Origin of the sequence: Rhizobium sp. Root482 (assembly GCF_001426565.1) — a bacterium.
Taxonomy (GTDB): Bacteria; Pseudomonadota; Alphaproteobacteria; order Rhizobiales; family Rhizobiaceae; genus Pararhizobium.
In genome coordinates this window covers 260,349-285,921 of the sequence record NZ_LMFA01000024.1, presented here as the reverse complement: position 1 = coordinate 285,921, position 25,573 = coordinate 260,349, and the positions used below count along the sequence as shown (strand labels likewise).

The following is a 25,573-nucleotide window of genomic DNA, read 5'->3' as shown; positions in this document are numbered from 1 at the left end:
ATCGGGAAGCGGCACGTTTCGATTTCACTGGATATTCGCCCTGGCGGACTGCTGGCATCGATGGAGTGGAGAGCGTGATGAAGACAATTTCCGGGCTTTTCGACAATCCTGATGCCGCCGCACGCGCGATGGAAGACCTCGAGCGCATGGGCATTTCCTCGGACGATATCAGCATTCTTTCCTCCGACAGCAAGGACTTGGGAACAACGCTCGATCCGGTGGAAACGACGACGGTCGGTGCCGGCCTGGGGGCTGCCGGCGGTGGCGCGATCGGCCTTGCGGCCGGGATCGGCCTGATGACGGCGCCGGCGCTCGGGCCCCTCGTCGCGCTCGGCTGGCTGGCCTCGGCGCTCGCGGGCGCCAGTGCCGGAGTTGTTGCCGGCGGCACGATCGCAAGCCTGATCGACGCCCTGAAGGGCACCGATGTGCGGGAAGAGGATGCGGAAGTTTACGAGGAATGCCTGCGTCAGGGCGGTTGCCTGCTGGTCGTTCGCCTGGGCGACGAGCATTTCGACGCGGCGAATGCAGTGCTGACGCAAGCCGGGATGGTCGATACGAAGACCTGGCGGCAGCGCCATATGTCCGGAGCCTGAACAGTGGCAGGGGAAAATGATTTCAGGGGAACAGCGCCTTTTCGCCTTGGCAGGAAAGCACTGGCATGACCCGCCTTCTGCTGCAGGGGGCCGGCTGGCTCTGCGTTGCGCTCGGCGCGGTGGGCCTGATCCTGCCGGGCCTGCCGACAACGCCCTTTCTCCTGCTCGCTGCCTGGCTGTTTTCGAAATCCTCGCCGCGCTTCGAACAATGGCTCCTCGGAAACCGGTATTTCGGTCCCGGCCTCAAATCCTGGCGGACTGAGCGGGCGATCGCCCTGCCCGCCAAGCTGGCCGCCGTCGGCATGATGGCGTTGAGCTATGCCATGCTCTGGCTGACCCTTGAGCCGCCCCTGGCGGTGCTGGCCGGGGTCGGGCTTGTTCTTACGACCTGCGCGCTGTTCATCCTGACGCGCGCCCGGCCGAAGGGCCCGGTCTGACCTGCCTTGCTGCAGTCCGGGTTTGCGACAATCCGGCCTGCTACAATCCAAGTCCGGCGGTGCGCCCCTTCGCGATCCAGGCCGCTCCCTCTTTCTGGTGATAGAAGCCGTTCGAAAAGGGCGCGGCCGGGTAGATGGCCTGCAGCCTGTCGATTGCTTCCTCGCTTCCGAGACGTCCCTCCATCACGGACTGATAGAGCTTGGCGACGGCCACCATGTCGCAGTCCTGCGGCGAGAGGCGGATGCGGGCTATGCCGGCCGCACCGAGATCATCGAGTTCCCCAACCAGCGCCACGCAGCTGTGCGACATGGTCTGGACGCCGTTCAGCACCAGGAAAGACTGACGGTCGAGCGTCCGGAGCGGCAGGCCGTCGGGCTCCTCGCCGCAGATGAACTGGCAATTGTCCTTGACTAACCCCTTCGAGCGGGCATGGGCGCAGCGTGCCGAAATGGCCAGCGGCATGCGCCCGAAGGCAAAGACCTCGAAGGAAACATCCGGCATCGAGGACGCGATTTCCCGCACCGAACGCATCGGCAGTTCCGGCGGCAGGCAGATATTCACGGCACCCCGCCCCGCCAGCAGCCTGGCGGTCGCCGCATTATAGACATTGACCAGCGGGCCGATCGAATGCGGCTTTCCCTTGATCAGGCCGAGTGCTGCCAGGTCGTTCACCTCGACCGGATGAGTGCTGTCGCGGACGAGCGCCCGCACGCGCTGGCTTTCGCGCTCCAGCGTCACCATGGCAAGCGAAGAAAAAACGACCTGCTTGCCAGCCGCTTCCAGCCGCTCCACCACGTCGGCTACATGCGGTTCGATGAAATGCTCGCGCTTCGAACAGACCGTCTCGCCGATCACCACATGGGCGACCGGCGCCTCGTCGGCGATGCGGAAATAGAAATCCCGCCATTTCGGGCCGTCCCAGAGATAGTAGACGGGGCCAAGGCTGAGGCAGGGTCTTTGCTGATGCTCCACGACGCTCTCCTATCGCCAGCGCTTTTCGAAGGCGCCGGAGGTGGTGCGCTGGCCTTCGCTCATCAGCCGCAGGCGCGAGATCAGTGCCGGCCGTGCGGCGGGCTCGGCGCTCAGCGCCTTCTTCAGGATGGAAACCACTTCGGCGACATAGGCCTTGCCGCGCTGGCGCCCCTCAATCTTGAGGGCGCTGACGCCGGCGTCGCGCAGCTGGTCGAGATGGTCCATGATATCGAGCGAGACCGGATCCTCGAAGGCATAGGTCTCCGCGCCGTCGATCTCGAAACGGCCCTTGCAGAGCGTCGGATAGCCCGAGGCCTCGCCCGCGCCGAAGCGATTGATGGTATAGCCGCCGAGCTCCGACACCATCTCCTCGCCGTCCTCCCGGTATTTCACATGGCTTGCCGGAGAACAGACGCCGTTCATGTTGGGCGATTTGCCGGTCGCATAGGAGGACAGGGAACAGCGCCCCTCGGCCATGACGCAGAGACCGCCGAAGGCAAAGACCTCGACCTCGCAGGAAAGCTGCCGGGTCAGCCGGGCGATGTCCTGAGTGGTCAGGATGCGCGGCAGCACCACCCGCTTGGCATTGAAGGCCTCGACCAGGAACTGGATGGCATCGCGATTGGAGGCGGAGGCCTGGACCGAGACATGCAGGCGCTGTTCGGGGTGGTTTTCCGCGACATAGGCCATCAGCCCGAAATCGGCGAGGATCACCGCATCCGCCCCCAGCCGCACCGCATCGTCGGCGGCGCGGTACCACAGCGCCTCGTCGCCGGCCCGCATGAAAGTGTTGAGCGCGACGAAAGTCTGCACGCCGTGTTTCCTGGCATATTGGATGGATTGCGCCAGTTCATCGCGGCTGAAATTCAGCCCCGGAAAATTGCGCGCATTGGTCTCGTCGCGGAAGCCGCAATAGACGGCGTCGGCGCCGGCGTCGACGGCTTCGCGGAAGGCGGAAGGTGTGCCGGCCGGGCAGATCAGTTCCATGCGGCGACCTTTCCGCTCAAGGCTCGCTGGCGGACATAGCAGCCGGCCCGGTTGAGAAGCGGCGCCAGCGGTCCTGCCAGGGCACCCAAGTTTTCCGGCAGGTCGATGGCGCTATCGTCGAGCGCATTGCGCAGCGCCAGCATCGCCTCCATGTCGCCGGAGACGGAAAGGTCGCGCGAGAAGAACAGGGCGTCGCCATCGCAACGTCCTTCGAGCAGGGCAAGAAGCAGCACCAGCGGCCCGGAAATCCGCGCATCGGCAACCGGTTGTCCGGCGCGCAGCACGGTCAGGGACTTGTTCCCCGGAATCACGATGAAGTCCAAGGGCAGGTCCGTCGGGGAAAAGCAGTAGCGCTTGCCGGAATAATCCCCCAGACGCTCGAAAAGATCCGGATGCGACTTGAGGATATTGGCGAACAGCGTTCGTGCGACATATTCGATGACGGGAAGCGGAACGAGATCGAGGGGTGCTGTCAGAAGCGGCGGAAGGGACATGCGGGCGACTTTCCGGTGCGGGAAAAGAGAGCCGAACCTAGGCCGTGGCGCCCGCGCCAAGTTTGCGCCAGCACAAAGACGGTCCGCTTTTTGTCCGACAGAAAAGGAGCATGAAAGCCGACGCCCTGCCCCCGCGCACCCATTCCAATCTTCAGGATTTCGTCGCGACGCTTGAAAGTTATGGGCGGCTGCGGCGCATATCGGAGCCCGTTTCGCTCGTGCACGACATCACCGAGATCCACCGGCGCGTGCTTGCGGCGGAAGGGCCGGCGCTGCTGTTCGAACGGCCGGTCGGAGCATCTGGCAAGACACATGGAATCCCGCTCCTTGCCAATCTCTTCGGAACGCGCGAACGGATAGAATGGGGCCTGGGCGTCGGCACCGGCGGCCTGCCGGGCCTGGCATCGCTACTCTGCGACCTGCGCGAGCCGCGCCCGCCGAAATCCATGCGGGATGCCTGGCGGAAACTGCCGCATCTGCGCGCCGCCCTGTCGATGAACCCGCGCCCGGTGACGCGCGCGCCCTGCCAGCAGATCGTCTGGCGCGGTGAGTATCTCGATCTTGACCGCCTGCCGATCCAGGCCTGCTGGCCGGGCGAGCCCGCACCGCTGATCACCTGGCCGCTGGTGATCACCCAGGCGCCGGGCGATCCCTCCGATATCAATGTCGGCGTCTACCGCTTGCAACAATTCGGCCGCGACAGGCTGATCATGCGCTGGCTCGCCCATCGCGGCGGGGCGCGGCATCACCGGATGTGGCAGGCGCTCGGGCATGACATGCCGGTCGCGATCGTCATCGGCGCCGACCCCGCGACGATCCTGGCCGCCGTCATGCCCCTGCCCGACGGCATGAGCGAGTTGAGCTTTGCCGGCCTGCTGAAGGGAAAGCGCCAGGAAACGGCAACCGGCATTACCGTTCCCCTTCCCGTGCCGGCGCAGGCCGAGATCGTGCTCGAAGGCACCGTCTCCGTTGCCGAAACCGCGCCGGAAGGCCCCTATGGCGATCATACCGGCTACTATAATTCCGTCGAGGATTTCCCGGTCGTCACGCTGTCCGCGATCAGCATGCGCCGCGACCCGCTCTATCTCTCCACCTATACCGGCCGGCCGCCGGACGAGCCTTCGCGGCTCGGCGAGGCGATGAGCGAACTCTTCGTACCGCTGGTCAAGCGGCAGTTTCCCGAAATCCGCGACCTCTGGCTGCCGCCGGAAGGCTGTTCCTACCGCGCCATGGTCGTCTCGATCGACAAGCGCTACCCCGGCCAGGCGCGGCGGATCATGATGGGGCTCTGGTCCATCCTGCCGCAGTTCAACTATACCAAGCTGATCATCGCGGTCGATCCGGATATCGACATTCGCAGCTGGCCGGATGTGATCTGGGCGCTGTCCACCCGGTTCGATGCGAGCCGCGACCTGATGCTGGTCGACAATACGCCGATCGACTATCTCGACTTCGCCTCTCCGAAATCCGGCCTCGGCGGCAAGATGGGGCTGGACGCCACCACCAAGATCGATACCGAGACCGACCGTGAGTGGGGCCGGGTGCTTGCCATGTCGGCGGATGTCACCGCCCGCGTGGACCGGCTCTGGTCGTCGCTCGGCCTTGGGGAGCGGGTCGCATGATGGCGGAACGGGTCATCGTCGGCATTTCCGGCGCCTCGGGCGCGGTGATCGCGGTCAGGATCGTCGAGAAGCTGGCGGCGCTTGCCGGCGTCGAGGTCCATCTGGTCGTTTCGGATGCGGCGCGCCGGACGCTGCGGCTGGAGCACGGACCGGAAGCGCTCGCGCAGATCGCGGCGCTCAGCCACCGCGTCTATCCCCAGGCCGATATCGGTGCGGCGATCGCCAGCGGCTCCTTTCCGGTCAGCGGCATGGTCGTCGCGCCCTGCTCGATGCGCACGCTCTCGGCCATCGCCACCGGCCATACCGACACGCTGCTTTCGCGCGCCGCCGATGTGCAACTGAAGGAGCGCCGCCGGCTGGTGCTGCTTGCCCGCGAAACGCCGCTGCATCTCGGTCATCTGCGCAATATGTGCACGGTGACCGAGATGGGTGCGATTGTGATGCCGCCGGTGCCGGCCTTCTATCACCGGCCTCAGACGGTTGCGGAGATCGTCGATCACCTCGCCGCCCGTGCCATCGATCTCCTGGCACTTTCACGCGCGCCGATGGCCCGCCCCTGGCAGGGCGAAAAACCAGACACCGATCTTTCCCCGACAAACCAAAGCAAGGAGTGGACATGACCGACATCACCCTCACCAAGACCGTCAGCGCTGTCGCGGCAGACCTGCCCGGCGCGGCCGAACTTTTTCGCAGCAAGGGCATCAATTTCTGCTGCGGCGGCGACGTTACCCTTGCCGACGCCGCCGAGAAGGCGGGGCTTGCGCCTGCCGAACTGGTTTCGCAACTGGAAGCGCTTGTCGCGGCGGCGGGACGGGATGCGCCGGAAGACACGCCGGCACTGATCGCCCATCTTCTCAGCCGCTACCACGACACGCATCGCACTGAACTCGAATGGCTGATCCCGCTTGCCCAGAAGGTGGAGCGGGTCCATGGCGACCATCCGGATGCACCGGTCGGGCTTGCCACCACCCTGATCGCGCTACGCGATGACCTTACCGAACACATGAAGAAGGAGGAACAGGTGCTGTTTCCGATGATGCAGCGTGGCGGCAGCCCGGCAGCCGTGCATGCCATCGCGCAGATGCGCCACGAGCATGAGGATGAGGCACGCCACCTGGTCATGATCGAGCATGTGACGCATGGTCTTGCGCTTCCGCAAGGGGCCTGCGGCTCCTGGACCGCGCTCTATACCGGCGTGCGGAAATTCGCCGACGATCTCGTCCATCACATGCACCTCGAAAACGCGGTGCTGTTCCCGCGCTTCGAGGCTGAGCCCGCATCCGTCTGATGCGGGCTTTAGGGGGTGGGTTCGGTCATGCCCTGTGGCAGGCACCGCACCGGCCCCTTTTTTTCCTTGCCGGGCTGTGGGCGCTCACCGCGCCGCTGGCCTGGTTGCTGCCGGCGGACTTCGGCCCGGAGCCGGTCTCCTTTCACCGGCACGAACTTCTCTTCGGCATGGGCGGCGCGGCCGTCGGCGGCTATCTGCTGACCGCCCTGCCGGCCTGGACCAACAGAGCCTGCAGGGGCCGGGTCGGTCCGCGCATCACCGGTCACCTCTGCCTTCTCTGGCTGCTTGCCCGGCTGTCCTTCGCCCTGTCCGGCCATTTGCCCTTCGCCATCCATCTCATCGGCGGCTCCGCCTATTTCGTCCTCCTGGCGTCGTTCCTGGCAAAATCTCTTCTCCAAGCGCGCCTGTGGAACCGGCTTTGGACCGTGCTGGTGGTGACAGCGCTGGGAACGGCGGAGGCTTTCTTGGCGTGGCCGGGCGATAGCGGCGGCACGATCGACGGGTCGATCCTGGTGACGCTCCTGTTTGCACTGACGATCAGCCTCGTCGGCGGCCGCGCCGTGCCGGCCTTTACGCGCCACTGGCTGGCACGAACCAACTCGGGCACCCGCCTGGCCGATACGCCCCTACTCCAGGCGGCCGCTCTCGTTCTCCACCTCGCCGCTCTGATCGCGCTCCTTTGCGGATGGGAGCGGGAAGCCGGGTTCTGCCTGATCCTCTCAGCCCTGCTGCAACTCGTCCGCCTGGCGCGATGGCGCAGCTGGCACGCCCTGCGCTATCCGGCCTTGTTCATCCTTCATCTCGCCTGGCTCTGGCTGCCTCTGGGGCTTGCGCTCACCGGCCTGGCGTTGTCCGCGCCCGATATCATCGACCGCGCCACCGCCCTGCACGGGCTGACCATGGGGGCTATGGGCAGTATGGTGCTGGCGATCATGGCGCGCGCGGCGATGGTGCGGGAGGACGGCAAGCTTCGGCTTGGGCTGCGGCTCGCCCTTGCCTTTGCCCTCGTCTTTCTTTCGGCGGCGCTGCGCGTGCTCGCACCGATGCTTACGCTCGACTGGCTCGATCCGACCACCATCCCGGCCGCGGCCTGGATGCTGGGCTGGCTGTTTTTCCTCTCCGCCTATCCGCGCGCCCTCACCGGCCCGCTCGAAGGACCGGTCCTGAGCGCGGCCCATCTTCGTGACCACAGCCTGGAACAACCGCGCGAATGCGCCGTTAGTGAGCGATGGAAAACGAGGAACTTGCCGATGCCTCCGATGAAGTCGATACCCGCGCCCGATACCAACCCGCAGACAGAGGCGATCGAGGCCATTCGCCCCTCCTTCGACGATCTTGTCGAACTCTCCGACATCAGTCTTGGTGCCGCAGCCGGCACCGACATGCCGGAGGCGCTGGTCGCCCTTGCACGCCGGGCGGAAAGCGTCGGCTGGAAGCTTGAGGATGCCAAGGACGCCATCCGCCAGCTTGCCCGCGAGCGGCTCGGCGCAGAAGGCGCCGCCTACGATTGAGGCCGGCTGCCCGTCTCACGGCCATCGCCGGGCTTGACGCCCGGTGGCTGACTGCTGATTTTGGGCCGGCTTTGATGATGATTTGCGCGGATCGAAAATGACGAAGACGGATCAGGCCTTGTTCGACCGCGACGCCTGCCTCGTCGCGCCGTCTCTCATTGGCGCGGAGCTTACCTTCGGGGGCGTCGGCGGCATCATCGTCGAGACCGAGGCCTATCAGGGCGACGATCCGGCCTCCCACAGTTTCATCGGCATGACGCCGCGCAACCGGACGATGTTCGCCGGCCCGGGACTTGCCTATGTCTACCGCTCCTATGGCATGCACTGGTGCCTGAACGTCGTGTGCAAAAGCGGCGATGCGGTGCTGATCAGGGCGCTTGAGCCAACCCTTCGGACCGACCTCATGCAGTCGCGGCGCGGCCGCAGCGAGCTTCGGCTGCTTTGCGCCGGCCCCGGGCGGCTCTGCCAGGCGCTTGCCATCGGCATCGAGCAGGACGGGACGAATTTCCTTGCACCGCCCTTCCAGCTGGTCTTGCCGCCGCAACAGCCAGAGATCTCGATCAGTACGCGAATCGGCATCACCAAGGCGGCCGACCGGCTCTGGCGGTTCGGCCTCAAGGGATCGGCTTTCGTCAGCCGGAAGTTCCCGCAGTGACGGCGGCGCGAGAAGAGGTCAAGACGGGGCGGCTTAGCCGATCTGGCCGAGCAGGTGCTGCAGCTCCGGCGACATGGGCAGGCTGTCCCTCAGCATGGATTTCAGCTGGGTGCGATCGGTGATGCCCGACTGGTACCAGTCGATCAGCGCGGTCGCCACCTCGCGCGCGGCTTCTGATTCGATGTGAACCGAGTTCTCGGCGCACCAGGCGTTGAGAAATTCGGTCAAGAGATCGAGGTCGTCGGAGGTAAGGATAAGCTCCGATCGAATAGCGGCTTGGGTGAGCAATGAACCCTCCTTCTTCGGCTTTTCCAAGCCGGATATAAAGATGATCCGCTGTTGGTTCAGGCAGCGCATATCGGCATGACGGGTGCGCAGGCATCCGTCCAAGCCTGTACAATCGCACGGGAAGCTTGCGCAAAGCTAGATGATCGTTCACGAAAACAATGAGAAAGCGAGATTCGCCCGAGATATGTTAAGGAACGACCATGGCAGCACGAGATCGATATTCACGCAAGCTCGAATGCGGCAATTGCGGCCATGCCGGTTTTGCGGATGTCTCCGAGGAGGAGGATCCCCGCCGCAAGACGCGCGGATTCCAGATCGACAGCCTGGCGCCGGGCTTCGAGACCGAATTTGCCTCCACCAATCCGCGCAAGCACGTGATCCGCTGCCACTGCGGCCACAAGTTCAAGTTCGAGCAGACGACGGCCTATGCGCCCGGTGGCGAACCGAGGTACTGAAGCGACGGCATCCATGCGTGCATCGTCGCCCAGCAACCGATGGCCGCCGCATGCCAGCGATCATCATGCCGGCATGAACGGCGCCAGCGATTCCCGTTCGATCAGGTTGCAATCCATCTTGGTCAGCGCATGGGTTTTTTCCGTGCGCGGCTGCGCAAGCCGGCCGATCGCCCAGGCGCCCATGGCCCGGTGCGGCAGGATCAGCGTGCTCAGTTGCGGGCGCAAATGGCGGCAAAGCTCGTCGTCGTCATAGCCGATCACCGAGACATCGCCCGGAATGGCAAGGCCGGCATCGCGCAGCGCGTTGTAGCAGCCCGACGCCATCTTGTCGTTCTGGCAGAAAAAGGCCGTCGGTCTTTCCTTCAGGCCAAGAAAGCGCTGCGTGGCCTCGAAACCGGAGGTTGGCGACCAGTTGCCCTCGCCGACCAGTTGCGCATCGTAATCGATGCCGGCCCTGGCCAATGCCTTCCTATAGCCCTTGAGCCTGTCCTGCGCGGCCGGCATGAAGGGCTCGCCGACAATGGTGGCGATACGGCGATGCCCCAACGCAAGCAGCGCCTCGGTCGCCGCAAGGCCGCCGGCAACCTCATCGGGAACAACCGCCGGGAAGGCGTGATCGGCCGAATGGCAGTTAAGCAGCACGACCGGCACCGGCAAGTCATGCAGGAAGGCTGGCAGAACCACCTGGCGGGTGAAGATCGTCATATAGATTAGCCCGTCGATGCCGCTGCGCAGCATGGTCTCGACGGCTTTCCGCTCCATCTCCGGATTGCCCATGGTCTGGGTCACGAGGATGGTCACGCCGTCCTCCCAGCAGGCCTGGCGGGCGCCCTCGATCGCATTGACCGATTCGGGACTGGTGGCAAGCTGGTCGCAGAGAAAGCCGATGCTGCCCGAGCGCATGGGAGCGAGATGCGGCCGATGAATCAGCGACAGGGCACCGTAGCCGAGACTGCGCGCCGCCTCGACGACCTTGGCGCGCGTATCGGCTGAGATTTTCACCCCCGCCGCATTGTTGAGGACGAAGGAGACGGTCGCCTGCGAGCAGCCGGCAAGTCGCGCCACATCCGTCATCGTGACGCGGCGCGGCGGCTTTTCATGTCTGGTTCTGGTCAATGATGCTTCCCGATTGGAACCGCGACCCTAGCTTATTAATCGCCATAAGCATATTGACTAATAATTATTAGTTACGCTACCCTTTGGCCGCATAGGGAGAAGGAGACACAGATGAACGCCCCCGCCAATATTTCCTACGACGTCACCGAAAATCTCAAGACCCTGCAGACCGATGGCATTACCGGCCTGAAGGGCGCCTTTTCGTCCGAATGGGCCGATGCGATGCGCGAGGACATGATGACCGCCTTCTGGTCGGCCATCCAGCGGCCCGGCGGTGCGGTCGGTCGCGGCCCGAGGCGCTGGTATGTCGAAATCCATCCGCAGGATTTCGGCGGCTTCGTCGATCTCATCACCCATCCCTGGGTCGTCGCCATGTGTGAAAACGCGCTGGGGCCGGACTACCAGATCGTCGAGATCGGCCTCGACGTGCCTTTCCAGGGTGCGCGCTACCAGCCCTGGCATCGCGATTTTCCGTCGCCCACCGATACCTATGTCGATCGGCGCATCACCTCGCTCGCCTTCAACCTGACCGGCGTCGATGTCACCCCGGACATGGGCCCTTTCGAGGTGGCGCCCGGCACGCAGTATGACGACGGCCGCGAATGGAAACATGAAATGTTTCCCGACAAGTCACTCTGGGGCCGTTTCCAGGAGCGCGCCAGCAAGAAATATCCGCAGCGCGGCGACATTTCCTGCCGCTCGGCGCTCACCGTCCATCGCGGCACCGAACATCTGTCGCCGATCGCACGCCCCGTCATGGTGCTCGGCGTCGATGCGCCCGGCGCCGGCCATGCCGAACTTCACGACATGATGGTCACCCAGGACTATTTCGACGCATTGCCGGAAAAGGCCAAGAAGCACCTTGTCTGCCGGGTCGTCGACGAGCTCGTGCCGATCAGTCAGAAGCACGATATCGAAGGCCTCGTCATGGGCGCCGATCCGGCCTGAGCCACCGGCACCGAATGCCTGCCTCATAGCCGGGCGGTCCCGGCAAGACTGGCCGCAGACGCGCCGCGCTCCACCGCGGATCAAGAACCGCGCCCGCCCCTCCGGCAGGCGCGGTTTTCTTTTGACTGCGCCCGCTCACAGCGCCGCTTAAATTCATTCGATTGACTTAATTTGTAGTCGGTATATCCTTGCTGCATGATCAAGGATGAACCCACCAGCACCACGCCGCGCAGCGACCCCTCCCGCAAGGAGAAATTGCTTGCCGCCTCGCTCGACATCTTCGGCCGTTACGGCTTCGACGGCACCTCCACCCGCCAGCTCGCCGACGCTGCGGGCGTCAATCTACAGGCCATTCCCTATTATTTCGGCGGCAAGGACGGGCTCTATATCGCCACGGCCGATCATCTTGTGTCGCTGATCGAGGCCCATGTCGGCGAGATGCGCCGGCAGATGGGCGCGCGGCTTGCGGCACTCGATGCGGCCGGCGAAAGCCTGGCATCGACGGAGGCCCGATTGCTCCTGACCGGGATCGCCCGGACGATGATCACGCTCTTCGTCAGCAAACAGTCCGAAGCCTGGGCACGCTTCATCATCCGGGAACAGATGGAGCCGACGGAGGCCTTCGAGCGGATTTATCAGGGCATCATGGCGCCGATGATCGGTATCGTCCGCCGGCTGGTCGCCGCCATTCTCGAAGCCGACCCGGCCAGCGAGCCTGTGCGGCTGCGTGCGCTTTCCTTCGTCGGCGGCATCCTCGTCTTCCGCGTCGCCCATGCCGCCATCCTTGCCCAGATGGAATGGGAGACGGTCGGCCCACGACAGTTGGAGACCCTGCACGACCTCGCCGCCGATCTGGTCGCGGCGCTCGAACCCACAAAAGGACCTGCGGCATGAAGAAGATCATCCCCGTCCTCCTTCTGCTTGTCGCAGCCGGCGCGGCCGCCTGGTGGTTCGACCTGCCGCAGAGGTTAGGCTGGCAGACGGGCGAGGAGACAGAGTTCCGGCTCTACGGCAATGTCGATATCCGCCAGGTGTCGCTCGGCTTTCGCGTCGAGGGCCGGATATCGGACATGCTTGTCGATGAGGGTGACAGCGTCAAAAGCGGCGCGGTGCTGGCGCGGCTGGATGCCCGGCCCTACCAATATGCGGTTCGTTCCGCAGAGGCCGACGTGGCGGGCCGCCGCGCCGCACTCGACAAGCTCAAGGCCGGCCCGCGGCCGACCGAGATCGCCCAGACGCGCGCCAGCTACAATGCCAGCCTCGCCGACCTCGAAAATGCCGAGCTTGCCCTCACCCGCGCCCGGCAGCTTCGCCCGCAGGGCACGATTTCGCAGGCGGCCTTCGACCAGGCCATGGCCGCCCGCGCCATGGCCGCCGCGCGGTCAGAAGCTGCCCATGAAGCCCTGAAGCTGATCGAGGAGGGCAGCCGCAAGGAGGATATCGCCGTGGCTGAAGCACAGCTGCAGGCGGCGGAGGCGGCACTCGCCTCGGCCCGCACCGCGCTGGAGGATACCGAGCTTCGCGCGCCCAACAACGGCATCGTCCTGTCGCGGGTGCGTGAAAAGGGCGCCATCGTCTCGCCGGCCGATAGCGTGCTCGTCCTGTCGCTCACCGAGCCGGTCTGGGTCCGCACCTATATCGCCGAGCCCGATCTCGGCCGCATCCATCCCGGCATGAAGGCGCTGGTGACCTCCGATACGAGACCGGACGCGCCCAGCGAAGGCACGGTCGGCTTCATTTCGCCGGTCGCCGAATTCACCCCGAAATCCGTGGAGACGCCCGAGCTTCGCACCGACCTCGTCTATCGGCTGCGCGTGGTCATCGACAAGCCGGGCAAGGATCTGCGCCAGGGCATGCCGGTCACCGTGCGCTTTCCGTCACTATCGGCCGAACCGCGATGACCAATGAGGCGAAAGGGCGCGAACTGGTCCGGCTGTCGGGCGTCACCAAGCGCTTCGAGCATACCTTGGCGCTGGATGCTGTTTCCGGGTCTCTTTTCGGTGGCGAAATCACCGGGCTCGTCGGGCCGGACGGCGCCGGCAAGACGACGCTGATCCGGCTGATGACCGGCCTCATGCTGCCCGATGACGGCGCGCTCGAAGTGCTCGGCTTCGACAGCGCCAAAAACCCGGCGGGCATCCAGGCCTCGATCGGCTACATGCCGCAACGCTTCGGCCTCTATGAGGACCTTTCGGTTCAGGAGAATCTCGACCTCTATGCCGATCTGCGCGGCCTGCCGCAGGGCGAACGGCCCGATGTGTTCGAGGAACTGCTTGCCTTTACCGATCTCAAGCGCTTCACCGGCCGGCTGGCGGGCAAATTGTCGGGTGGCATGAAGCAGAAGCTCGGGCTTGCCTGCGCGCTCCTCAAGAAGCCGTGCCTGCTGCTGCTCGACGAGCCGGGCGTCGGCGTTGATCCGATCTCGCGGCGCGAATTGTGGAAGATGGTCGAGAACCTCACCGAGGAAGGCATCGGCGTCCTCTGGTCCACGGCCTATCTGGACGAGGCGGAGGCCTGCGACAAGGTCTTGCTCCTCAATGGGGGCAAGCTGCTCTTTTCCGGCAAGCCGGCGGAGATGACCGCCCGCGTCGAAAACCGCGTGTTCCGCGTTTCAGGCATCAGGGGCCGCAAGCGGCAGGTGCTGGCGAGGCTGCTCGACGAGGACGGCATCATCGACGGGGTGATCCAGGGCGAGGCGATCCGCATCGTCACCGGAAACGACACCCGGCCCGCGCTGGCGCAGGCGGGTGAAGGCGCAAGCGCCGTTCCCGCCACGCCGCGTTTCGAAGATGCGTTCATCGACATGCTCGGCGGCGGGCCGGGCGGGCGCTCCAGGCTTGCCGAGGCACAGGCGCCGTTTACCGGCAAGGACAAGGGCGACGAGAAGGGCGAAGACGAACGGCCGGTGATCGAGGCGCGCGGGCTGACCAAGCGCTTCGGCGATTTCACCGCCGCCGAAAACATCAGTTTCGATATCCGCCGCGGCGAGATTTTCGGCCTGCTCGGCCCCAATGGCGCGGGAAAGTCCACCACCTTCAAGATGCTTTGCGGCCTGTTGAAGCCGACCGCCGGCGAGGGCCGGGTCGCCGGCTTCGATCTGCGCCGCGATGCCGCCTCCGCGCGCAACAGGCTCGGCTACATGGCGCAGAAATTTTCGCTCTATGGCGATCTCAGCATCGCCCAGAATCTCGATTTCTTCGCCGGCGTCTACGGGCTTTCCGGCGAGAAGAAGCGCGAGCGCATGACGCTGGTCAGCGACATCTTCGATTTCGGCCGCCATGCCGGGCAGTCCTCCAAGGACCTGCCGCTCGGCCTCAAGCAGCGCCTGGCGCTCGCCTGCGCCGTCATGCACGAGCCGCAGGCGCTGTTTCTCGACGAGCCAACCTCGGGCGTCGATCCGATCACCCGGCGTGAATTCTGGACGCATATCAATGCACTGGTGGAAAAGGGCGTCACCGTGCTCGTCACCACCCATTTCATGGAGGAAGCGGAATATTGCGACCGGATCTCGCTGATCTATCGCGGCCGCTCGATTGCGCTCGGCTCGCCCGATGAGCTGAAGGCCGAGGTCGCAAGCGCCGATATGCCGGACCCGACCATGGAGGACGCCTTCATCGCGCTGGTAGAGCGGTCCGAAGGGCAAGCGAAGGACGCGGCATGAGCGGCTCCCGCACATCCGGCAGGACCAGACGCTTCCTCGCCCTCGTGCGCAAGGAAAGCTTGCAGGCGATCCGCGATCCGAGCACGGTGCTGATCGCCTTCGTGCTGCCGCTCATCCTTCTGTTCCTGTTCGGCTATGGCGTCTCGCTCGATACCACCCGCACCCGTGTCGGGCTGGTGCTGGAGGAAACGACGCCGCTCACGGAAAATCTTGCCGCAAGCTTCCAGGCCTCGCGTTATTTTTCGGTCACGTCCAGCCGCGATCGCCGCGATTTCGAGGAAGATCTGGTCAATGGCGATATTCGCGGCATCCTGGTCATCCCCGCCAATTTCACCGCCGATTTTGCCGCCGGCCATCAACCGCGCATCCAGGTCATCGTCGATGGCTCGGAGCCCAACACGGCCAGCTTCGTGCAGAATTATGCGCGCGGCACCGTCGCCAACTGGGAGCGGCAGCGTCAGGCACTGGTCGCGTCCGCCCTGCCATCCATTTCCGTCGAGCAGCGATTCTGGTTCAATCCGGAGCTGACCAGCCGCTATTTCCTCGTGCCCGGCTCGATCGCCATCGTCATGACCCTGGTGGGAACGCTGCTGACCTCGCTGGTCGTGGCGCGCGAATGGGAGCGCGGCACAATGGAGGCGATGATGGCGACGCCGGTAACGGCGATCGAGCTTCTGGTCGGCAAGATCTTTCCCTATTTTGTCCTCGGCCTCGCGGCAATGACGCTCTGCGTGCTGCTTGCGGTGCTCCTGTTCGGCGTGCCCTTTCGCGGCTCGGTGTTGGCGCTCTATGCTCTCTCGGCCGCCTTCCTCGTGCCCGCGCTCGGCCAGGGCCTACTTATTTCGGCGGCGACAAGGAACCAGTTCCTCGCCTCGCAGCTGGCGCTGATCTCGGCCTTCCTGCCCGCCTTCCTCCTGTCGGGCTTCCTGTTCGAGATCGATTCCATGCCCACTGCCATCCAGTGGATCACCTATCTCGTGCCGGCCCGCTACCTGATCCCGAGCCTGCAGACGGTCTTCCTCGCCGGCGACATTTGGCCGATGTTCCTGCAGTCGATCGCCATCATGCTTTTAATCGGCGCGGTTTTCTTCGCCGCCGCCGCCCGCAATACCAGGAAGAGGATCGGCTGATGTGGTGGACGCGGCTTCGCGCGCTGATCGTCAAGGAGTTCCTGGCCGTGCTGCGCGACCCCAAGGGCCGCGCCATCCTGATCGGCCCGCCGATCCTGCAGCTTCTCATCTTTTCCTATGCGGCGACGCTCGAAGTGCGCAATGTCGATGTGATGATCCTCAACCGCGATGCCGGCCATTGGAGCGAGGAACTGATCGAACGCATCGAGGCATCGCCGACCTTCCGCAGCGTCGAATTCACCGCCGACCCCGCCCGGATGCGCGCCGCGATCGATCGCCAGGAGGTCATTGCGGCCGTCGTGATCGGCGCGGATTTCTCCCGCGCCATCGAGGCGGGAGCACCGGCCGACCTGCAGCTCATCCTCGACGGGCGCCGCTCCAATGCCGCCCAGATCGTCTCCGGCTATCTCAGCCAGATCACTGCGGCGCTGGCTGCCGAGACGCCGGCCGGAAAACGCGCCGCGGCGCGCACCGTTTCGACCGTCGCCCGCAACTGGTTCAACCCGAACCTCACCTATCAGTGGTTCATGGTGCCCAATCTCATCGCCAGCATCGCGCTGCTGATCGGGCTCATCGTCACGGCGCTGTCGATCGCCCGCGAACGCGAGCTCGGCACCTTCGACCAGCTGATGGTCTCGCCTCTGCGCGTCCACGAAATCCTGGTGGGAAAGCTGGTGCCGCCGATGATGATCGGCCTGTTTCACATCACCGTCTATATCCTGGCGGCGGTCTTCCTGTTCGGGCTTCCGCTGCGCGGCTCGCTTCTTTTGCTTTACGGCAGTTCGCTGTTCTACCTCGCCTCGGTCGTCGGCATCGGCCTGTTCATCTCGGCCCTGTCGATGACGCAGCAGCAAGCAATCCTCGGCGCCTTCCTGTTCATGGTGCCGGCCATGCTGCTTTCCGGCTTCGCGACGCCGATCGAGAACATGCCCGGCTGGCTGCAGCCGGTGACGCTCGTCAATCCGCTGCGCTATTTCCTCGTCGTCGTGAAGGGCGTCTTCCTCAAGGATATCAGCCTTGCCGAGGTAATCGCCCAGACGGTGCCGCTCCTCTTGATCGCCATTGCGACGCTCTCGGCCGCCGCCTGGCTATTCCGCCGGCGGCTGGAATAGTTTCAGGCCGTTCAGGAGGCTATTTCTCTTCACCGGGATATTGCGATGATTTCAGGAGACCGGCCAGATGGGCGGTGTTGCGCGTCAGCATCGAGATCGTGTTCGTAACGACATCCGGCACCTCCTTCAGATCGACGAAATTGACCGAACCCATTGCCTCTCCCACCCAATAGGCGACGGCATTGGCCGGGAGGGTGAAACCGACATCGTTCAGCGCCTGATAGAGTTCCGCCGAGACATGATGCGCGCCGTCCTCGTTGCCGACGACAGCGACGGCCGCGACCCTGCCATAGGAGACCATCCGGCCGGCATCGTCCTTCTCGCTGAGAAACGCATCCATCCGCTCCAGTGCCCGCTTGCAGATACTGCCCGGCTGTCCCATCCAGATGGGCGTGCCCATGACGAGAATATCGGCAGCGAGGATTTTTCTGCGGATCTCCGGCCATTCATCCCCCTCGCCTTCGTCGGAGGTCACGCCGGGCTTGATATTGTGATCGGCGAGCCGCACGGTCGTCGTGATCACATCGAACTTTTCAAACTCCCTGGCGATCAGATCGAGCATATGGGCGGTGGATGATTTTTCCGTTGAGGATGAGGATTTGAGGGTTGCGTTGAGGGCGAGGGCTTTCAGGGGCATCGCGGTTTCTCCCGGCTTGTTCTCGGATGAAACGTTTGCAACCCCGGAAAAGATGCACGAAAAATGCCTTCGCCTTTTGTCTAAGGAAGCGCCGCCGACGCGATCGGCGATTTCCTTCAAGCCATTTTGGGGCTAAGCAGGAGAGGAAGACGACCGGAGGTGGCATGCGCAACATCATCGAAACCGTGGAGGCGCGGCGCGCCGAGGCAAGGGCAGGCGGCGGGCAGAAGCGCATCGATGCACAGCACGCCAAGGGCAAGCTGACGGCGCGCGAGCGCATCGAGGTGCTGCTCGATGAAGGCTCGTTTGAAGAATACGATATGTATGTGACCCACCGCGCCGTGGATTTCGGCATGGCTGGGCAGAAGGTGGCCGGCGACGGCGTCGTCACCGGCTGGGGCACCATCAACGGCCGCCAGGTTTACGTCTTCTCCCAGGATTTCACCGTGCTCGGCGGATCACTCTCGGAAACACATGCGCAGAAAATCTGCAAGATCATGGACATGGCCGTGCGCAACGGCGCGCCGGTGATCGGCCTCAACGACAGTGGCGGCGCCCGCATCCAGGAAGGCGTCGCGTCGCTTGCCGGCTATGCCGAAGTGTTCCGCCGCAATGCCGAGGCCTCGGGCGTCATCCCGCAGATTTCCGTCATCATGGGCCCCTGCGCCGGCGGCGCCGTCTATTCGCCGGCCATGACCGATTTCATCTTCATGGTGCGCGACACCTCCTACATGTTCGTCACCGGTCCGGATGTGGTGAAAACCGTCACCAACGAGATCGTCACGGCCGAGGAACTCGGCGGGGCCGGCACCCATACGAAGAAATCCTCGGTCGCCGATGCGGCCTATGAAAACGACATCGAGACGCTGGAGCAGGTCCGCCTGCTGTTCGATTTCCTGCCGCTCAACAACCGCGAGAAGCCGCCGGTCCGCCCCTTCCACGACGACCCTGCCCGCATCGAGAACCGGCTCGACACGCTGATCCCGGATTCCTCGACCAAGCCCTACGACATGAAGGAACTGATCCTGGCCATCGCCGACGAAGGCGATTTCTTCGAACTGCAGCAGGCTTTCGCGAAGAACATCATCACCGGCTTCATCCGCATCGAAGGCCAGAGCGTCGGTGTCGTCGCCAACCAGCCGATGGTGCTGGCCGGCTGCCTCGACATCGACTCATCGCGCAAGGCGGCCCGCTTCGTGCGCTTCTGCGATGCCTTCTCCATTCCCATCCTGACGCTGGTCGACGTGCCCGGCTTCCTGCCCGGCGTCGCGCAGGAATATGGCGGCGTCATCAAGCACGGCGCCAAGCTCCTGTTTGCCTATAGCGAGGCGACCGTGCCGATGGTCACGCTCATCACCCGCAAGGCCTATGGCGGCGCCTATGACGTCATGGCGTCCAAGCATATCGGCGCCGACGTCAATTATGCCTGGCCGACCGCAGAGATCGCCGTGATGGGCGCCAAGGGGGCGACCGAAATCCTCTACCGCTCGGAACTCAGCGACCCGGAAAAGATCGCGGCGCGGACGAAGGAATACGAGGAACGCTTCGCCAATCCCTTCGTCGCCGCCGAACGCGGCTTCATCGACGAAGTGATCATGCCGCATTCGTCGCGGCGACGGATTGCCCGGGCATTTGCTTCGCTTCGGGGCAAGCAGGTCACCACCCACTGGAAGAAACACGACACGATTCCTTTGTGAGGATTACATACGTCGCAAACCACAGCCGTCATCCTCGGGCTTGACCCGAGGATCTGCCGCACCAAACTCCTTCGTGCTCCGGGCATGGATCCTCGGGTCAGGCCCGAGGATGACGGAGAGAATTCAGACCACCAGGCCATGCTGCCCTTCCCGCATGCGCCGCCACTATCAAGGATCCCGCTCATGACCGAAAAATCCCCCGCCGATAATTTTCCCGCCGGCTATGTAGTCCCCAAGGTCTGGACTTGGGACAAGGCGAATGGCGGAGAATTCGCCAATATCAACCGGCCGATCGCCGGGCCGACGCATGACAAGGACCTGCCGGTCGGCAAACATCCGCTGCAGCTCTATTCGCTGGCGACGCCGAACGGCGTCAAGGTGACGATCATGCTGGAGGAACTGCTGGCGGCGGGGCACACCGGTGCCGAATACGACGCCTGGCTGATCAGGATCGGCGATGGCGACCAGTTCGGCTCCGGTTTCGTCGATGTCAATCCGAACTCGAAGATCCCGGCCCTGATGGACCGCTCGACACCGCAGCCGACCCGCGTTTTCGAATCGGGCGCGATCCTGCTTTATCTCGCCAGCAAGTTCGGCGCCTTCCTGCCTAGTGATCACAAAGCACGCACCGAAACCATGAACTGGCTGTTCTGGCAAATGGGATCAGCGCCCTATCTCGGAGGCGGGTTCGGCCATTTCTATGCCTATGCGCCGATGCATATCCAATATGCGATCGACCGCTTTTCGATGGAGGTGAAGCGCCAGCTCGACGTGCTCGACCGGCATCTGGCCGACAACCGCTACATGGCGGGAACAGACTATTCGATCGCCGACATGGCCATCTGGCCCTGGTACGGAAACTTGGCGCAAGGCAAGCAATACGGCGAATCCGGCACCTTCCTCGACGTTCAGAGCTACCGGCATGTCCAGCGCTGGACCGCCGAGATCGCCGAGCGCCCGGCCGTCAAGCGCGGCCGCATGGTCAACCGCGTCTCCGGCGATCCCTCCGAGCAGCTGCATGAGCGCCACGACGCCTCCGACTTCGACACGAAGACGCAGGACAAGCTTGCGCCGGACAACGCAGCCAAGGCGTAAGGAGACGATAATGGCCAAGCGGCCCGACATGACCAAGCATCGCGGCTTTCCCTCCGGTTTGCCGGGCCACGGCCATCATTTCACCATCCGGCGTGCAAACGAGAAGGCCGTGACGCCGCTGAAGGCGCTGCAACGCCTCGCCCGGCCCAATTCGATCGAGCAGAAGGTAGACGCCGCCTTCCTGCATGCGCTCTGGCACCATTTCGGGGCCGAACCGTTCGAACGCGGCAATCTCGACGCCGGCAGGCTCAATCTCCTCTTCGGCCGCGAAGTCGTGCCCGCCGAAGAACCGTTCGATGCCGCATCGTATGAGGCCTTGCTGCGGATCGACGAACGGGTGGCGCGCAAGAGCTTTCCGGACGCATTTGAAGACGTGTTCGAGGTGTGAGACCGTGTTGATCGTGCATCCAATCAGCAGTGGTTGCCGTCGTGATTGGCTTCAAACTCCGTCATCCTCGGGCTTGACCCGAGGATCCAGGGAAGCACACGCCATTCGAGGTTTTGGCATGGATCCTCGGGTCAAGCCCGAGGATGACGAAACAAGAAGAAAGACGGGCTAGGGACAGCATGATCAAAAAAATCCTCATCGCCAATCGCGGCGAAATCGCCTGCCGGGTCATCAGGACGGCCAGGAAGATGGGCATCGCTACCGTCGCCGTCTATTCCGATGCCGATGCCGATGCGCTGCATGTGAAAATGGCCGACGAGGCGGTGCATATCGGGCCGGCGCCATCGAACCAGTCCTATATCGTCATCGATCGCATTCTCGATGCGATCCGCAAGACCGACGCCGATGCGGTGCATCCGGGCTATGGCTTCCTCTCGGAAAATGCGGTCTTTGCGCAGGCGCTGGAAAAGGAAGGCGTCGCCTTCATCGGCCCGCCGGTTGGCGCCATCGAGGCGATGGGCGACAAGATCACGTCGAAGAAACTGGCGGCGGAAGCCGGCGTTTCCACCGTGCCCGGCCATATGGGACTGATCGCGGATGCCGACGAGGCGGTGAAGATCGCCGGCGAGATCGGTTATCCGGTGATGATCAAGGCCTCGGCCGGCGGCGGCGGCAAGGGCATGCGCATCGCCTGGAACGATGCCGAGGCGCGCGAGGGTTTCCAGTCCTCGAAGAACGAGGCGAAAAATTCCTTCGGTGACGATCGCATCTTCATCGAGAAATTCGTAACCCAGCCACGCCATATCGAAATCCAGGTGCTCGGCGACAGCTACGGCACGGTGCTCTATCTCGGCGAGCGCGAATGCTCGATCCAGCGGCGAAACCAGAAGGTCATCGAGGAGGCACCCTCGCCCTTCCTCGACGAAAAAACCCGCCGCGCCATGGGCGAACAGGCCGTCGCCCTGTCGAAGGCGGTCGGTTATCATTCGGCCGGCACCGTCGAATTCATCGTCGATGGCAACAGAAATTTCTACTTCCTCGAAATGAACACCCGCCTGCAGGTCGAGCATCCGGTGACCGAACTGATCACCGGAATCGATCTCGTCGAGCAGATGATCCGTGTCGCCGCCGGGGAAAAACTCTCTTTCGGCCAGGACGATATCCGCCTGAATGGCTGGGCGATCGAAAGCCGGCTCTATGCCGAGGATCCCTATCGCAATTTCCTGCCCTCGATCGGGCGTCTTTCGCGCTATCGCCCGCCGCAGGAAGGAACCCAGGCCGATGGCACCGTGGCGCGCAACGATACCGGCGTCTTCGAGGGCGGCGAGATCTCGATGTATTACGATCCGATGGTCGCCAAGCTCTGCACATGGGCACCCGACAGATTGACGGCCATCGATGCGATGAGTGCGGCGCTCGACGATTTCGAGGTCGAGGGCATCGGCCATAATTTGCCCTTCCTGTCGGCGGTCATGCAGCACGATCGTTTCCGCGAGGGTCGGCTCACCACCGCCTTCATCGCCGAGGAATTCCCGGACGGCTTCCACGGAGTTGAACCGGATCCAGCCTCGGGCCGGAAACTGGCCGCCGTCGCAGCACTCGTTCATCAGGCGCTGCAAAGCCGGGCGGCGCAGATTTCCGGCACGATCGGCAATCATCGCCGCGTCATCGGCAAGGACTGGGTCGTCAGCTTTGCCGGCCGGGAACAGGCATTGTCGCTGGATAATTCCGCCGATGGCGCCTATGTCGAGATGGACGGCGGCATCCGCCTCACCGTCGCCGGCGACTGGACGCCCGGCCGCAGCCATGCACGTTTCAATGTCGACGGCACCGCCATGGGCGTCAAGATCGATCTGGTCGGCACCGGCATCCGCCTGCGCTGGCGCGGCATGGATGTCACCGCCCATGTCCGCAGTCCGCGCGTGGCCGAGCTTGCCCGGCTGATGTCGAAGAAGCTGCCGCCCGACACGTCGAAGATGCTGCTCTGCCCGATGCCGGGCGTCGTCACGACGATCACGGTGACCGAAGGAGAGGCCGTCGAAGCCGGCCAGGCGCTCGCCACCGTCGAGGCGATGAAGATGGAAAACATCCTGCGCGCCGAACGCCGCGGCACCGTCAAGCGCGTGGCCGTCCTAGCCGGGTCGAGCCTGGCGGTGGACGAATTGATCATGGAGTTCGAGTAGGAACTGCTCGCCACACTAAAGTGCCGGTGTCCGTGACATCCCCCTCAAGAGGGAGATCGGACTGAGCCAGCCGTACGACCTCAAACAAAGGGAGACATTCCGATGTCCGATAAAACCCTGATCGACTGGCAGGCCCTTGCCGAAAAGGAACTGAAGCGCTCGCCCGACGCGCTCACCTGGCAGACGCCGGAGGGGATTGCGGTCAAGCCGCTCTATACCGAGGCCGATCTTGAGACCGTCGATCATCTCGGCTCGATGCCGGGCCTTGCGCCCTTCACCCGGGGCCCGCGCGCCACCATGTATGCCGGCCGGCCCTGGACGATCCGCCAATATGCGGGCTTCTCCACCGCCGAAGCCTCGAATGCCTTCTATCGCAAGGCACTTGCGAGCGGTCAGCAGGGTGTTTCCGTTGCCTTCGATCTTGCCACCCATCGCGGTTATGACAGCGACCACCCCCGCGTCGAGGGAGATGTGGGCAAGGCCGGCGTGGCGATCGATTCGGTCGAGGACATGAAGATCCTGTTCGACGGCATCCCGCTCGAAAAGATTTCCGTGTCGATGACCATGAATGGCGCGGTCATCCCGATCCTTGCCTCCTTCATCGTCGCCGGCGAGGAACAGGGCGTGTCTCGGGCCGAGCTGTCGGGCACCATCCAGAACGACATCCTCAAGGAGTTCATGGTCCGCAACACTTATATCTATCCGCCCGAGCCATCGATGCGGATCGTCGCCGACATCATCGACTATACGGCGCGCGAAATGCCGAAATTCAATTCGATCTCGATCTCCGGCTATCACATGCAGGAGGCCGGCGCGACGCTGGTTCAGGAACTGGCCTTCACGCTCGCCGATGGCCGCGAATATGTCCGCGCGGCGATCGCCAAGGGTTTGAGCGTCGATGAATTTGCTGGCCGCCTGTCGTTCTTCTTCGCCATCGGCATGAATTTCTTCATGGAAGCGGCCAAGCTCAGGGCCGCCCGGCTGCTCTGGACGCGGATCATGGAAGGTTTTGCGCCGAAGAAGCAATCCTCGCTGATGCTGCGCACCCATTGCCAGACCTCCGGTGTCTCGCTCCAGGAACAGGACCCCTACAACAATATCGTCCGCACCGCCTTCGAAGCCATGTCGGCCGTGCTCGGCGGTACCCAGTCGCTGCACACCAATTCCTTCGACGAAGCGATCGCGCTGCCGACGGAATTTTCCGCGCGCATCGCCCGCAACACCCAGCTCATTCTCCAGCACGAGACCGGCGTGACGAAAGTCGTCGATCCGCTGGCCGGCTCCTATTATGTCGAGAGCCTGACGAGTGAGCTTGCCGAAAAGGCTTGGGCGCTGATGGAAGAGGTGGAGGCGCTCGGCGGCATGACGAAGGCCGTGGCCGAGGGGCTGCCCAAGCGCCTGATCGAGGAGGCCGCGACCCGCCGCCAGGCGGCCGTCGACAAGGGCGAAGAGGTGATCGTCGGCGTCAACCGGTACCGACTCGAGACCGAGGACGATCTCGACATTCTCGACATCGACAATGCCGCCGTGCGTTCCGCCCAGATCCGCCGCATCGAGGAGACCCGCCGCCGGCGCGACAGCGCCGAGGTCGCAAGGGCCCTTGACGCGCTCCAGGCGGTCGCCCGTACGGGAGAAGGCAATATTCTCGGCGCCGCCGTCGAGGCTGCGCGGGCTCGGGCCACGGTCGGCGAGATTTCCGATGCGCTGCGAAAGGTCTTCGGCGATCACACCGCCGTCCCCGACGTGGTCAGCAACATTTATGGCGATGCCTACAGGGACGAGCCGGAACTGGCGACGCTTGCAGCCCGGCTTGCCGATGTCTCCCGTTCAATCGGGTGCAAGCCGAAGATCATGGTTGCCAAGCTTGGCCAGGACGGCCATGACCGGGGCGCCAAGATCATTGCGTCCGCCTTCGGCGATATCGGCTTCGAGGTCCTGGCCGGCCCCCTGTTCCAGACGCCGGAGGAGGCCGCCGACATGGTACTGGCGGCGGAAGCGCATGTGATCGGCGTCTCTTCGCTTGCCGCCGGCCACAAGACGCTCCTGCCGCAACTGGTTGACAGCCTCAAGGCAAAGGGCGGCGGCGATGTCATCGTGGTCTGCGGCGGCGTCGTGCCACGCCAGGATTACCAGTATCTGATGGACAGAGGCGTCGCCGCCGTCTTCGGCCCGGGCACCAATGTCATGGAGGCAGGACGGGCAGTTCTCGATCTTCTGGAGGGCAGGCTGCGCAACACGTGAAATACGGGAGCCCCAATAAATCATCGTGGAAAAGTTGTGGTTTCCAAATATTAGAATTGCCG

The 25,573-nt window shown here is 64.0% G+C and carries 25 protein-coding genes; 19 read left to right on the top strand and 6 right to left on the bottom strand.

Annotated features, from left to right (window positions below):
- Window positions 1-77 precede the first annotated feature (77 nt).
- Both ASD31_RS21620 and ASD31_RS21615 read left to right on the top strand, forming a co-directional pair.
- Window positions 78-593, top strand: a complete 516-nt coding sequence (locus ASD31_RS21620; RefSeq protein ID WP_156392756.1) for a hypothetical protein — start codon at window positions 78-80, stop codon at window positions 591-593.
- Between the two features lie 65 nt (window positions 594-658).
- Window positions 659-1,030 (top strand): YbaN family protein, encoded by a 372-nt coding sequence (locus ASD31_RS21615; protein ID WP_056338945.1) that lies wholly within the window; start codon window positions 659-661, stop codon window positions 1,028-1,030.
- A 40-nt stretch (window positions 1,031-1,070) separates the two neighbouring features.
- Here the strand turns inward: ASD31_RS21615 and ubiV are convergent, their stop codons facing one another.
- From ubiV to ubiT, 3 genes are read right to left on the bottom strand one after another with little or no spacing between them, the layout of a single operon-like run.
- Window positions 1,071-2,003 carry a ubiquinone anaerobic biosynthesis protein UbiV gene (gene ubiV, locus ASD31_RS21610; protein ID WP_056338943.1) on the bottom strand — a complete coding sequence of 311 codons (933 nt, stop codon included), beginning with the start codon at window positions 2,001-2,003 and terminating at the stop codon, window positions 1,071-1,073.
- Between the two features lie 9 nt (window positions 2,004-2,012).
- On the bottom strand, window positions 2,013-2,990 hold the full coding sequence (ubiU, locus tag ASD31_RS21605; RefSeq protein ID WP_056338941.1) for a ubiquinone anaerobic biosynthesis protein UbiU: 978 nt from the start codon (window positions 2,988-2,990) through the stop codon (window positions 2,013-2,015).
- Window positions 2,981-3,484: a ubiquinone anaerobic biosynthesis accessory factor UbiT gene (ubiT, locus tag ASD31_RS21600; protein ID WP_056338939.1), complete on the bottom strand. Its 504-nt coding sequence runs from the start codon at window positions 3,482-3,484 to the stop codon at window positions 2,981-2,983. The genes ubiU and ubiT overlap by 10 nt, the downstream gene beginning before the upstream one ends.
- 110 nt (window positions 3,485-3,594) lie before the next feature.
- On the opposite strand from ubiT, the gene ASD31_RS21595 reads away from it, so the two are divergent.
- The 5 genes from ASD31_RS21595 (at window position 3,595) to ASD31_RS21575 (ending at window position 8,560) form a co-directional block, all read left to right on the top strand.
- Window positions 3,595-5,106 carry a UbiD family decarboxylase gene (locus tag ASD31_RS21595; protein ID WP_056338937.1) on the top strand — a complete coding sequence of 504 codons (1,512 nt, stop codon included), beginning with the start codon at window positions 3,595-3,597 and terminating at the stop codon, window positions 5,104-5,106.
- Complete coding sequence (locus ASD31_RS21590) at window positions 5,103-5,726, top strand: UbiX family flavin prenyltransferase (protein WP_056338935.1); 624 nt, start codon at window positions 5,103-5,105, stop codon at window positions 5,724-5,726. Before ASD31_RS21595 ends, ASD31_RS21590 begins: the two co-directional genes overlap by 4 nt.
- Complete coding sequence (gene ric / locus ASD31_RS21585) at window positions 5,723-6,394, top strand: iron-sulfur cluster repair di-iron protein (RefSeq protein ID WP_056338933.1); 672 nt, start codon at window positions 5,723-5,725, stop codon at window positions 6,392-6,394. The genes ASD31_RS21590 and ric overlap by 4 nt, the downstream gene beginning before the upstream one ends.
- Entirely contained in the window at window positions 6,394-7,905 is a 1,512-nt protein-coding gene (locus tag ASD31_RS21580; RefSeq protein WP_056338931.1) for an NnrS family protein, read from the top strand. Before ric ends, ASD31_RS21580 begins: the two co-directional genes overlap by 1 nt.
- Window positions 7,906-8,002: 97 nt before the next feature.
- Entirely contained in the window at window positions 8,003-8,560 is a 558-nt protein-coding gene (locus tag ASD31_RS21575; protein WP_056338929.1) for a DNA-3-methyladenine glycosylase, read from the top strand.
- A gap of 33 nt (window positions 8,561-8,593) precedes the next feature.
- Here ASD31_RS21575 and ASD31_RS21570 read toward each other — a convergent pair whose 3' ends face one another.
- Window positions 8,594-8,848 carry a hypothetical protein gene (locus ASD31_RS21570; protein ID WP_156392755.1) on the bottom strand — a complete coding sequence of 85 codons (255 nt, stop codon included), beginning with the start codon at window positions 8,846-8,848 and terminating at the stop codon, window positions 8,594-8,596.
- A gap of 200 nt (window positions 8,849-9,048) precedes the next feature.
- On the opposite strand from ASD31_RS21570, the gene ASD31_RS21565 reads away from it, so the two are divergent.
- On the top strand, window positions 9,049-9,303 hold the full coding sequence (locus ASD31_RS21565) for a hypothetical protein (RefSeq protein ID WP_056338925.1): 255 nt from the start codon (window positions 9,049-9,051) through the stop codon (window positions 9,301-9,303).
- 63 nt (window positions 9,304-9,366) lie between these two features.
- On the opposite strand, the gene ASD31_RS21560 is transcribed toward ASD31_RS21565, so the two are convergent.
- On the bottom strand, window positions 9,367-10,419 hold the full coding sequence (locus ASD31_RS21560; protein ID WP_056338923.1) for a LacI family DNA-binding transcriptional regulator: 1,053 nt from the start codon (window positions 10,417-10,419) through the stop codon (window positions 9,367-9,369).
- 111 nt (window positions 10,420-10,530) lie between these two features.
- On the opposite strand from ASD31_RS21560, the gene ASD31_RS21555 reads away from it, so the two are divergent.
- The 6 genes from ASD31_RS21555 (at window position 10,531) to ASD31_RS21530 (ending at window position 17,270) form a co-directional block, all read left to right on the top strand.
- Window positions 10,531-11,367, top strand: coding sequence for a phytanoyl-CoA dioxygenase family protein (locus ASD31_RS21555; protein WP_056338922.1), 837 nt, complete (start codon window positions 10,531-10,533; stop codon window positions 11,365-11,367).
- A gap of 195 nt (window positions 11,368-11,562) precedes the next feature.
- Complete coding sequence (locus tag ASD31_RS21550) at window positions 11,563-12,261, top strand: CerR family C-terminal domain-containing protein (RefSeq protein WP_056338919.1); 699 nt, start codon at window positions 11,563-11,565, stop codon at window positions 12,259-12,261.
- Complete coding sequence (gene hlyD / locus ASD31_RS21545) at window positions 12,258-13,268, top strand: secretion protein HlyD (protein ID WP_056338917.1); 1,011 nt, start codon at window positions 12,258-12,260, stop codon at window positions 13,266-13,268. Before ASD31_RS21550 ends, hlyD begins: the two co-directional genes overlap by 4 nt.
- Entirely contained in the window at window positions 13,265-15,028 is a 1,764-nt protein-coding gene (locus ASD31_RS21540) for an ATP-binding cassette domain-containing protein (RefSeq protein WP_056338915.1), read from the top strand. The genes hlyD and ASD31_RS21540 overlap by 4 nt, the downstream gene beginning before the upstream one ends.
- Window positions 15,025-16,158: an ABC transporter permease gene (locus ASD31_RS21535; protein ID WP_056338913.1), complete on the top strand. Its 1,134-nt coding sequence runs from the start codon at window positions 15,025-15,027 to the stop codon at window positions 16,156-16,158. The genes ASD31_RS21540 and ASD31_RS21535 overlap by 4 nt, the downstream gene beginning before the upstream one ends.
- On the top strand, window positions 16,158-17,270 hold the full coding sequence (locus ASD31_RS21530; protein WP_056338912.1) for an ABC transporter permease: 1,113 nt from the start codon (window positions 16,158-16,160) through the stop codon (window positions 17,268-17,270). Before ASD31_RS21535 ends, ASD31_RS21530 begins: the two co-directional genes overlap by 1 nt.
- Window positions 17,271-17,289: 19 nt before the next feature.
- On the opposite strand, the gene ASD31_RS21525 is transcribed toward ASD31_RS21530, so the two are convergent.
- A complete protein-coding gene (locus ASD31_RS21525) occupies window positions 17,290-17,907 on the bottom strand; it encodes a flavodoxin family protein (RefSeq protein ID WP_056338909.1) in 618 nt (205 codons plus the stop codon).
- A gap of 164 nt (window positions 17,908-18,071) precedes the next feature.
- Between ASD31_RS21525 and ASD31_RS21520 the strand changes: the two genes are divergently transcribed.
- From ASD31_RS21520 to scpA, 5 genes are all read left to right on the top strand, one after another.
- Entirely contained in the window at window positions 18,072-19,604 is a 1,533-nt protein-coding gene (locus ASD31_RS21520; protein ID WP_056338907.1) for an acyl-CoA carboxylase subunit beta, read from the top strand.
- 183 nt (window positions 19,605-19,787) lie between these two features.
- Complete coding sequence (gene yghU, locus ASD31_RS21515) at window positions 19,788-20,699, top strand: glutathione-dependent disulfide-bond oxidoreductase (protein WP_056338905.1); 912 nt, start codon at window positions 19,788-19,790, stop codon at window positions 20,697-20,699.
- Between the two features lie 10 nt (window positions 20,700-20,709).
- Window positions 20,710-21,087 (top strand): hypothetical protein, encoded by a 378-nt coding sequence (locus ASD31_RS21510; RefSeq protein WP_056338903.1) that lies wholly within the window; start codon window positions 20,710-20,712, stop codon window positions 21,085-21,087.
- 179 nt (window positions 21,088-21,266) lie between these two features.
- Window positions 21,267-23,270 (top strand): acetyl/propionyl/methylcrotonyl-CoA carboxylase subunit alpha, encoded by a 2,004-nt coding sequence (locus ASD31_RS21505; protein ID WP_056338901.1) that lies wholly within the window; start codon window positions 21,267-21,269, stop codon window positions 23,268-23,270.
- A 102-nt stretch (window positions 23,271-23,372) separates the two neighbouring features.
- A complete protein-coding gene (scpA, locus tag ASD31_RS21500; RefSeq protein ID WP_056338899.1) occupies window positions 23,373-25,511 on the top strand; it encodes a methylmalonyl-CoA mutase in 2,139 nt (712 codons plus the stop codon).
- Window positions 25,512-25,573 lie beyond the last annotated feature (62 nt).

What these genes read in the sequence shown, in the direction of transcription:
- ASD31_RS21575 (WP_056338929.1), top strand. Translation starts at nt 8,003, where the DNA reads ATGACGAAGACGGATCAGGCCTTGTTCGACCGCGACGCCTGCCTCGTC.
- ASD31_RS21535 (WP_056338913.1), top strand. Translation starts at nt 15,025, where the DNA reads ATGAGCGGCTCCCGCACATCCGGCAGGACCAGACGCTTCCTCGCCCTC.
- ASD31_RS21615 (WP_056338945.1), top strand. Translation starts at nt 659, where the DNA reads ATGACCCGCCTTCTGCTGCAGGGGGCCGGCTGGCTCTGCGTTGCGCTC.
- ASD31_RS21565 (WP_056338925.1), top strand. Translation starts at nt 9,049, where the DNA reads ATGGCAGCACGAGATCGATATTCACGCAAGCTCGAATGCGGCAATTGC.
- hlyD (WP_056338917.1), top strand. Translation starts at nt 12,258, where the DNA reads ATGAAGAAGATCATCCCCGTCCTCCTTCTGCTTGTCGCAGCCGGCGCG.
- ASD31_RS21555 (WP_056338922.1), top strand. Translation starts at nt 10,531, where the DNA reads ATGAACGCCCCCGCCAATATTTCCTACGACGTCACCGAAAATCTCAAG.
- ubiU (WP_056338941.1), bottom strand. Translation starts at nt 2,990, where the DNA reads ATGGAACTGATCTGCCCGGCCGGCACACCTTCCGCCTTCCGCGAAGCC.
- ASD31_RS21580 (WP_056338931.1), top strand. Translation starts at nt 6,394, where the DNA reads ATGCGGGCTTTAGGGGGTGGGTTCGGTCATGCCCTGTGGCAGGCACCG.
- ASD31_RS21505 (WP_056338901.1), top strand. Translation starts at nt 21,267, where the DNA reads ATGATCAAAAAAATCCTCATCGCCAATCGCGGCGAAATCGCCTGCCGG.
- ASD31_RS21595 (WP_056338937.1), top strand. Translation starts at nt 3,595, where the DNA reads ATGAAAGCCGACGCCCTGCCCCCGCGCACCCATTCCAATCTTCAGGAT.
- ASD31_RS21550 (WP_056338919.1), top strand. Translation starts at nt 11,563, where the DNA reads ATGATCAAGGATGAACCCACCAGCACCACGCCGCGCAGCGACCCCTCC.
- ric (WP_056338933.1), top strand. Translation starts at nt 5,723, where the DNA reads ATGACCGACATCACCCTCACCAAGACCGTCAGCGCTGTCGCGGCAGAC.
- ubiT (WP_056338939.1), bottom strand. Translation starts at nt 3,484, where the DNA reads ATGTCCCTTCCGCCGCTTCTGACAGCACCCCTCGATCTCGTTCCGCTT.
- ASD31_RS21530 (WP_056338912.1), top strand. Translation starts at nt 16,158, where the DNA reads ATGTGGTGGACGCGGCTTCGCGCGCTGATCGTCAAGGAGTTCCTGGCC.
- ASD31_RS21510 (WP_056338903.1), top strand. Translation starts at nt 20,710, where the DNA reads ATGGCCAAGCGGCCCGACATGACCAAGCATCGCGGCTTTCCCTCCGGT.
- yghU (WP_056338905.1), top strand. Translation starts at nt 19,788, where the DNA reads ATGACCGAAAAATCCCCCGCCGATAATTTTCCCGCCGGCTATGTAGTC.
- ASD31_RS21525 (WP_056338909.1), bottom strand. Translation starts at nt 17,907, where the DNA reads ATGCCCCTGAAAGCCCTCGCCCTCAACGCAACCCTCAAATCCTCATCC.
- ASD31_RS21620 (WP_156392756.1), top strand. Translation starts at nt 78, where the DNA reads ATGAAGACAATTTCCGGGCTTTTCGACAATCCTGATGCCGCCGCACGC.
- ASD31_RS21520 (WP_056338907.1), top strand. Translation starts at nt 18,072, where the DNA reads ATGCGCAACATCATCGAAACCGTGGAGGCGCGGCGCGCCGAGGCAAGG.
- ASD31_RS21540 (WP_056338915.1), top strand. Translation starts at nt 13,265, where the DNA reads ATGACCAATGAGGCGAAAGGGCGCGAACTGGTCCGGCTGTCGGGCGTC.
- scpA (WP_056338899.1), top strand. Translation starts at nt 23,373, where the DNA reads ATGTCCGATAAAACCCTGATCGACTGGCAGGCCCTTGCCGAAAAGGAA.
- ASD31_RS21590 (WP_056338935.1), top strand. Translation starts at nt 5,103, where the DNA reads ATGATGGCGGAACGGGTCATCGTCGGCATTTCCGGCGCCTCGGGCGCG.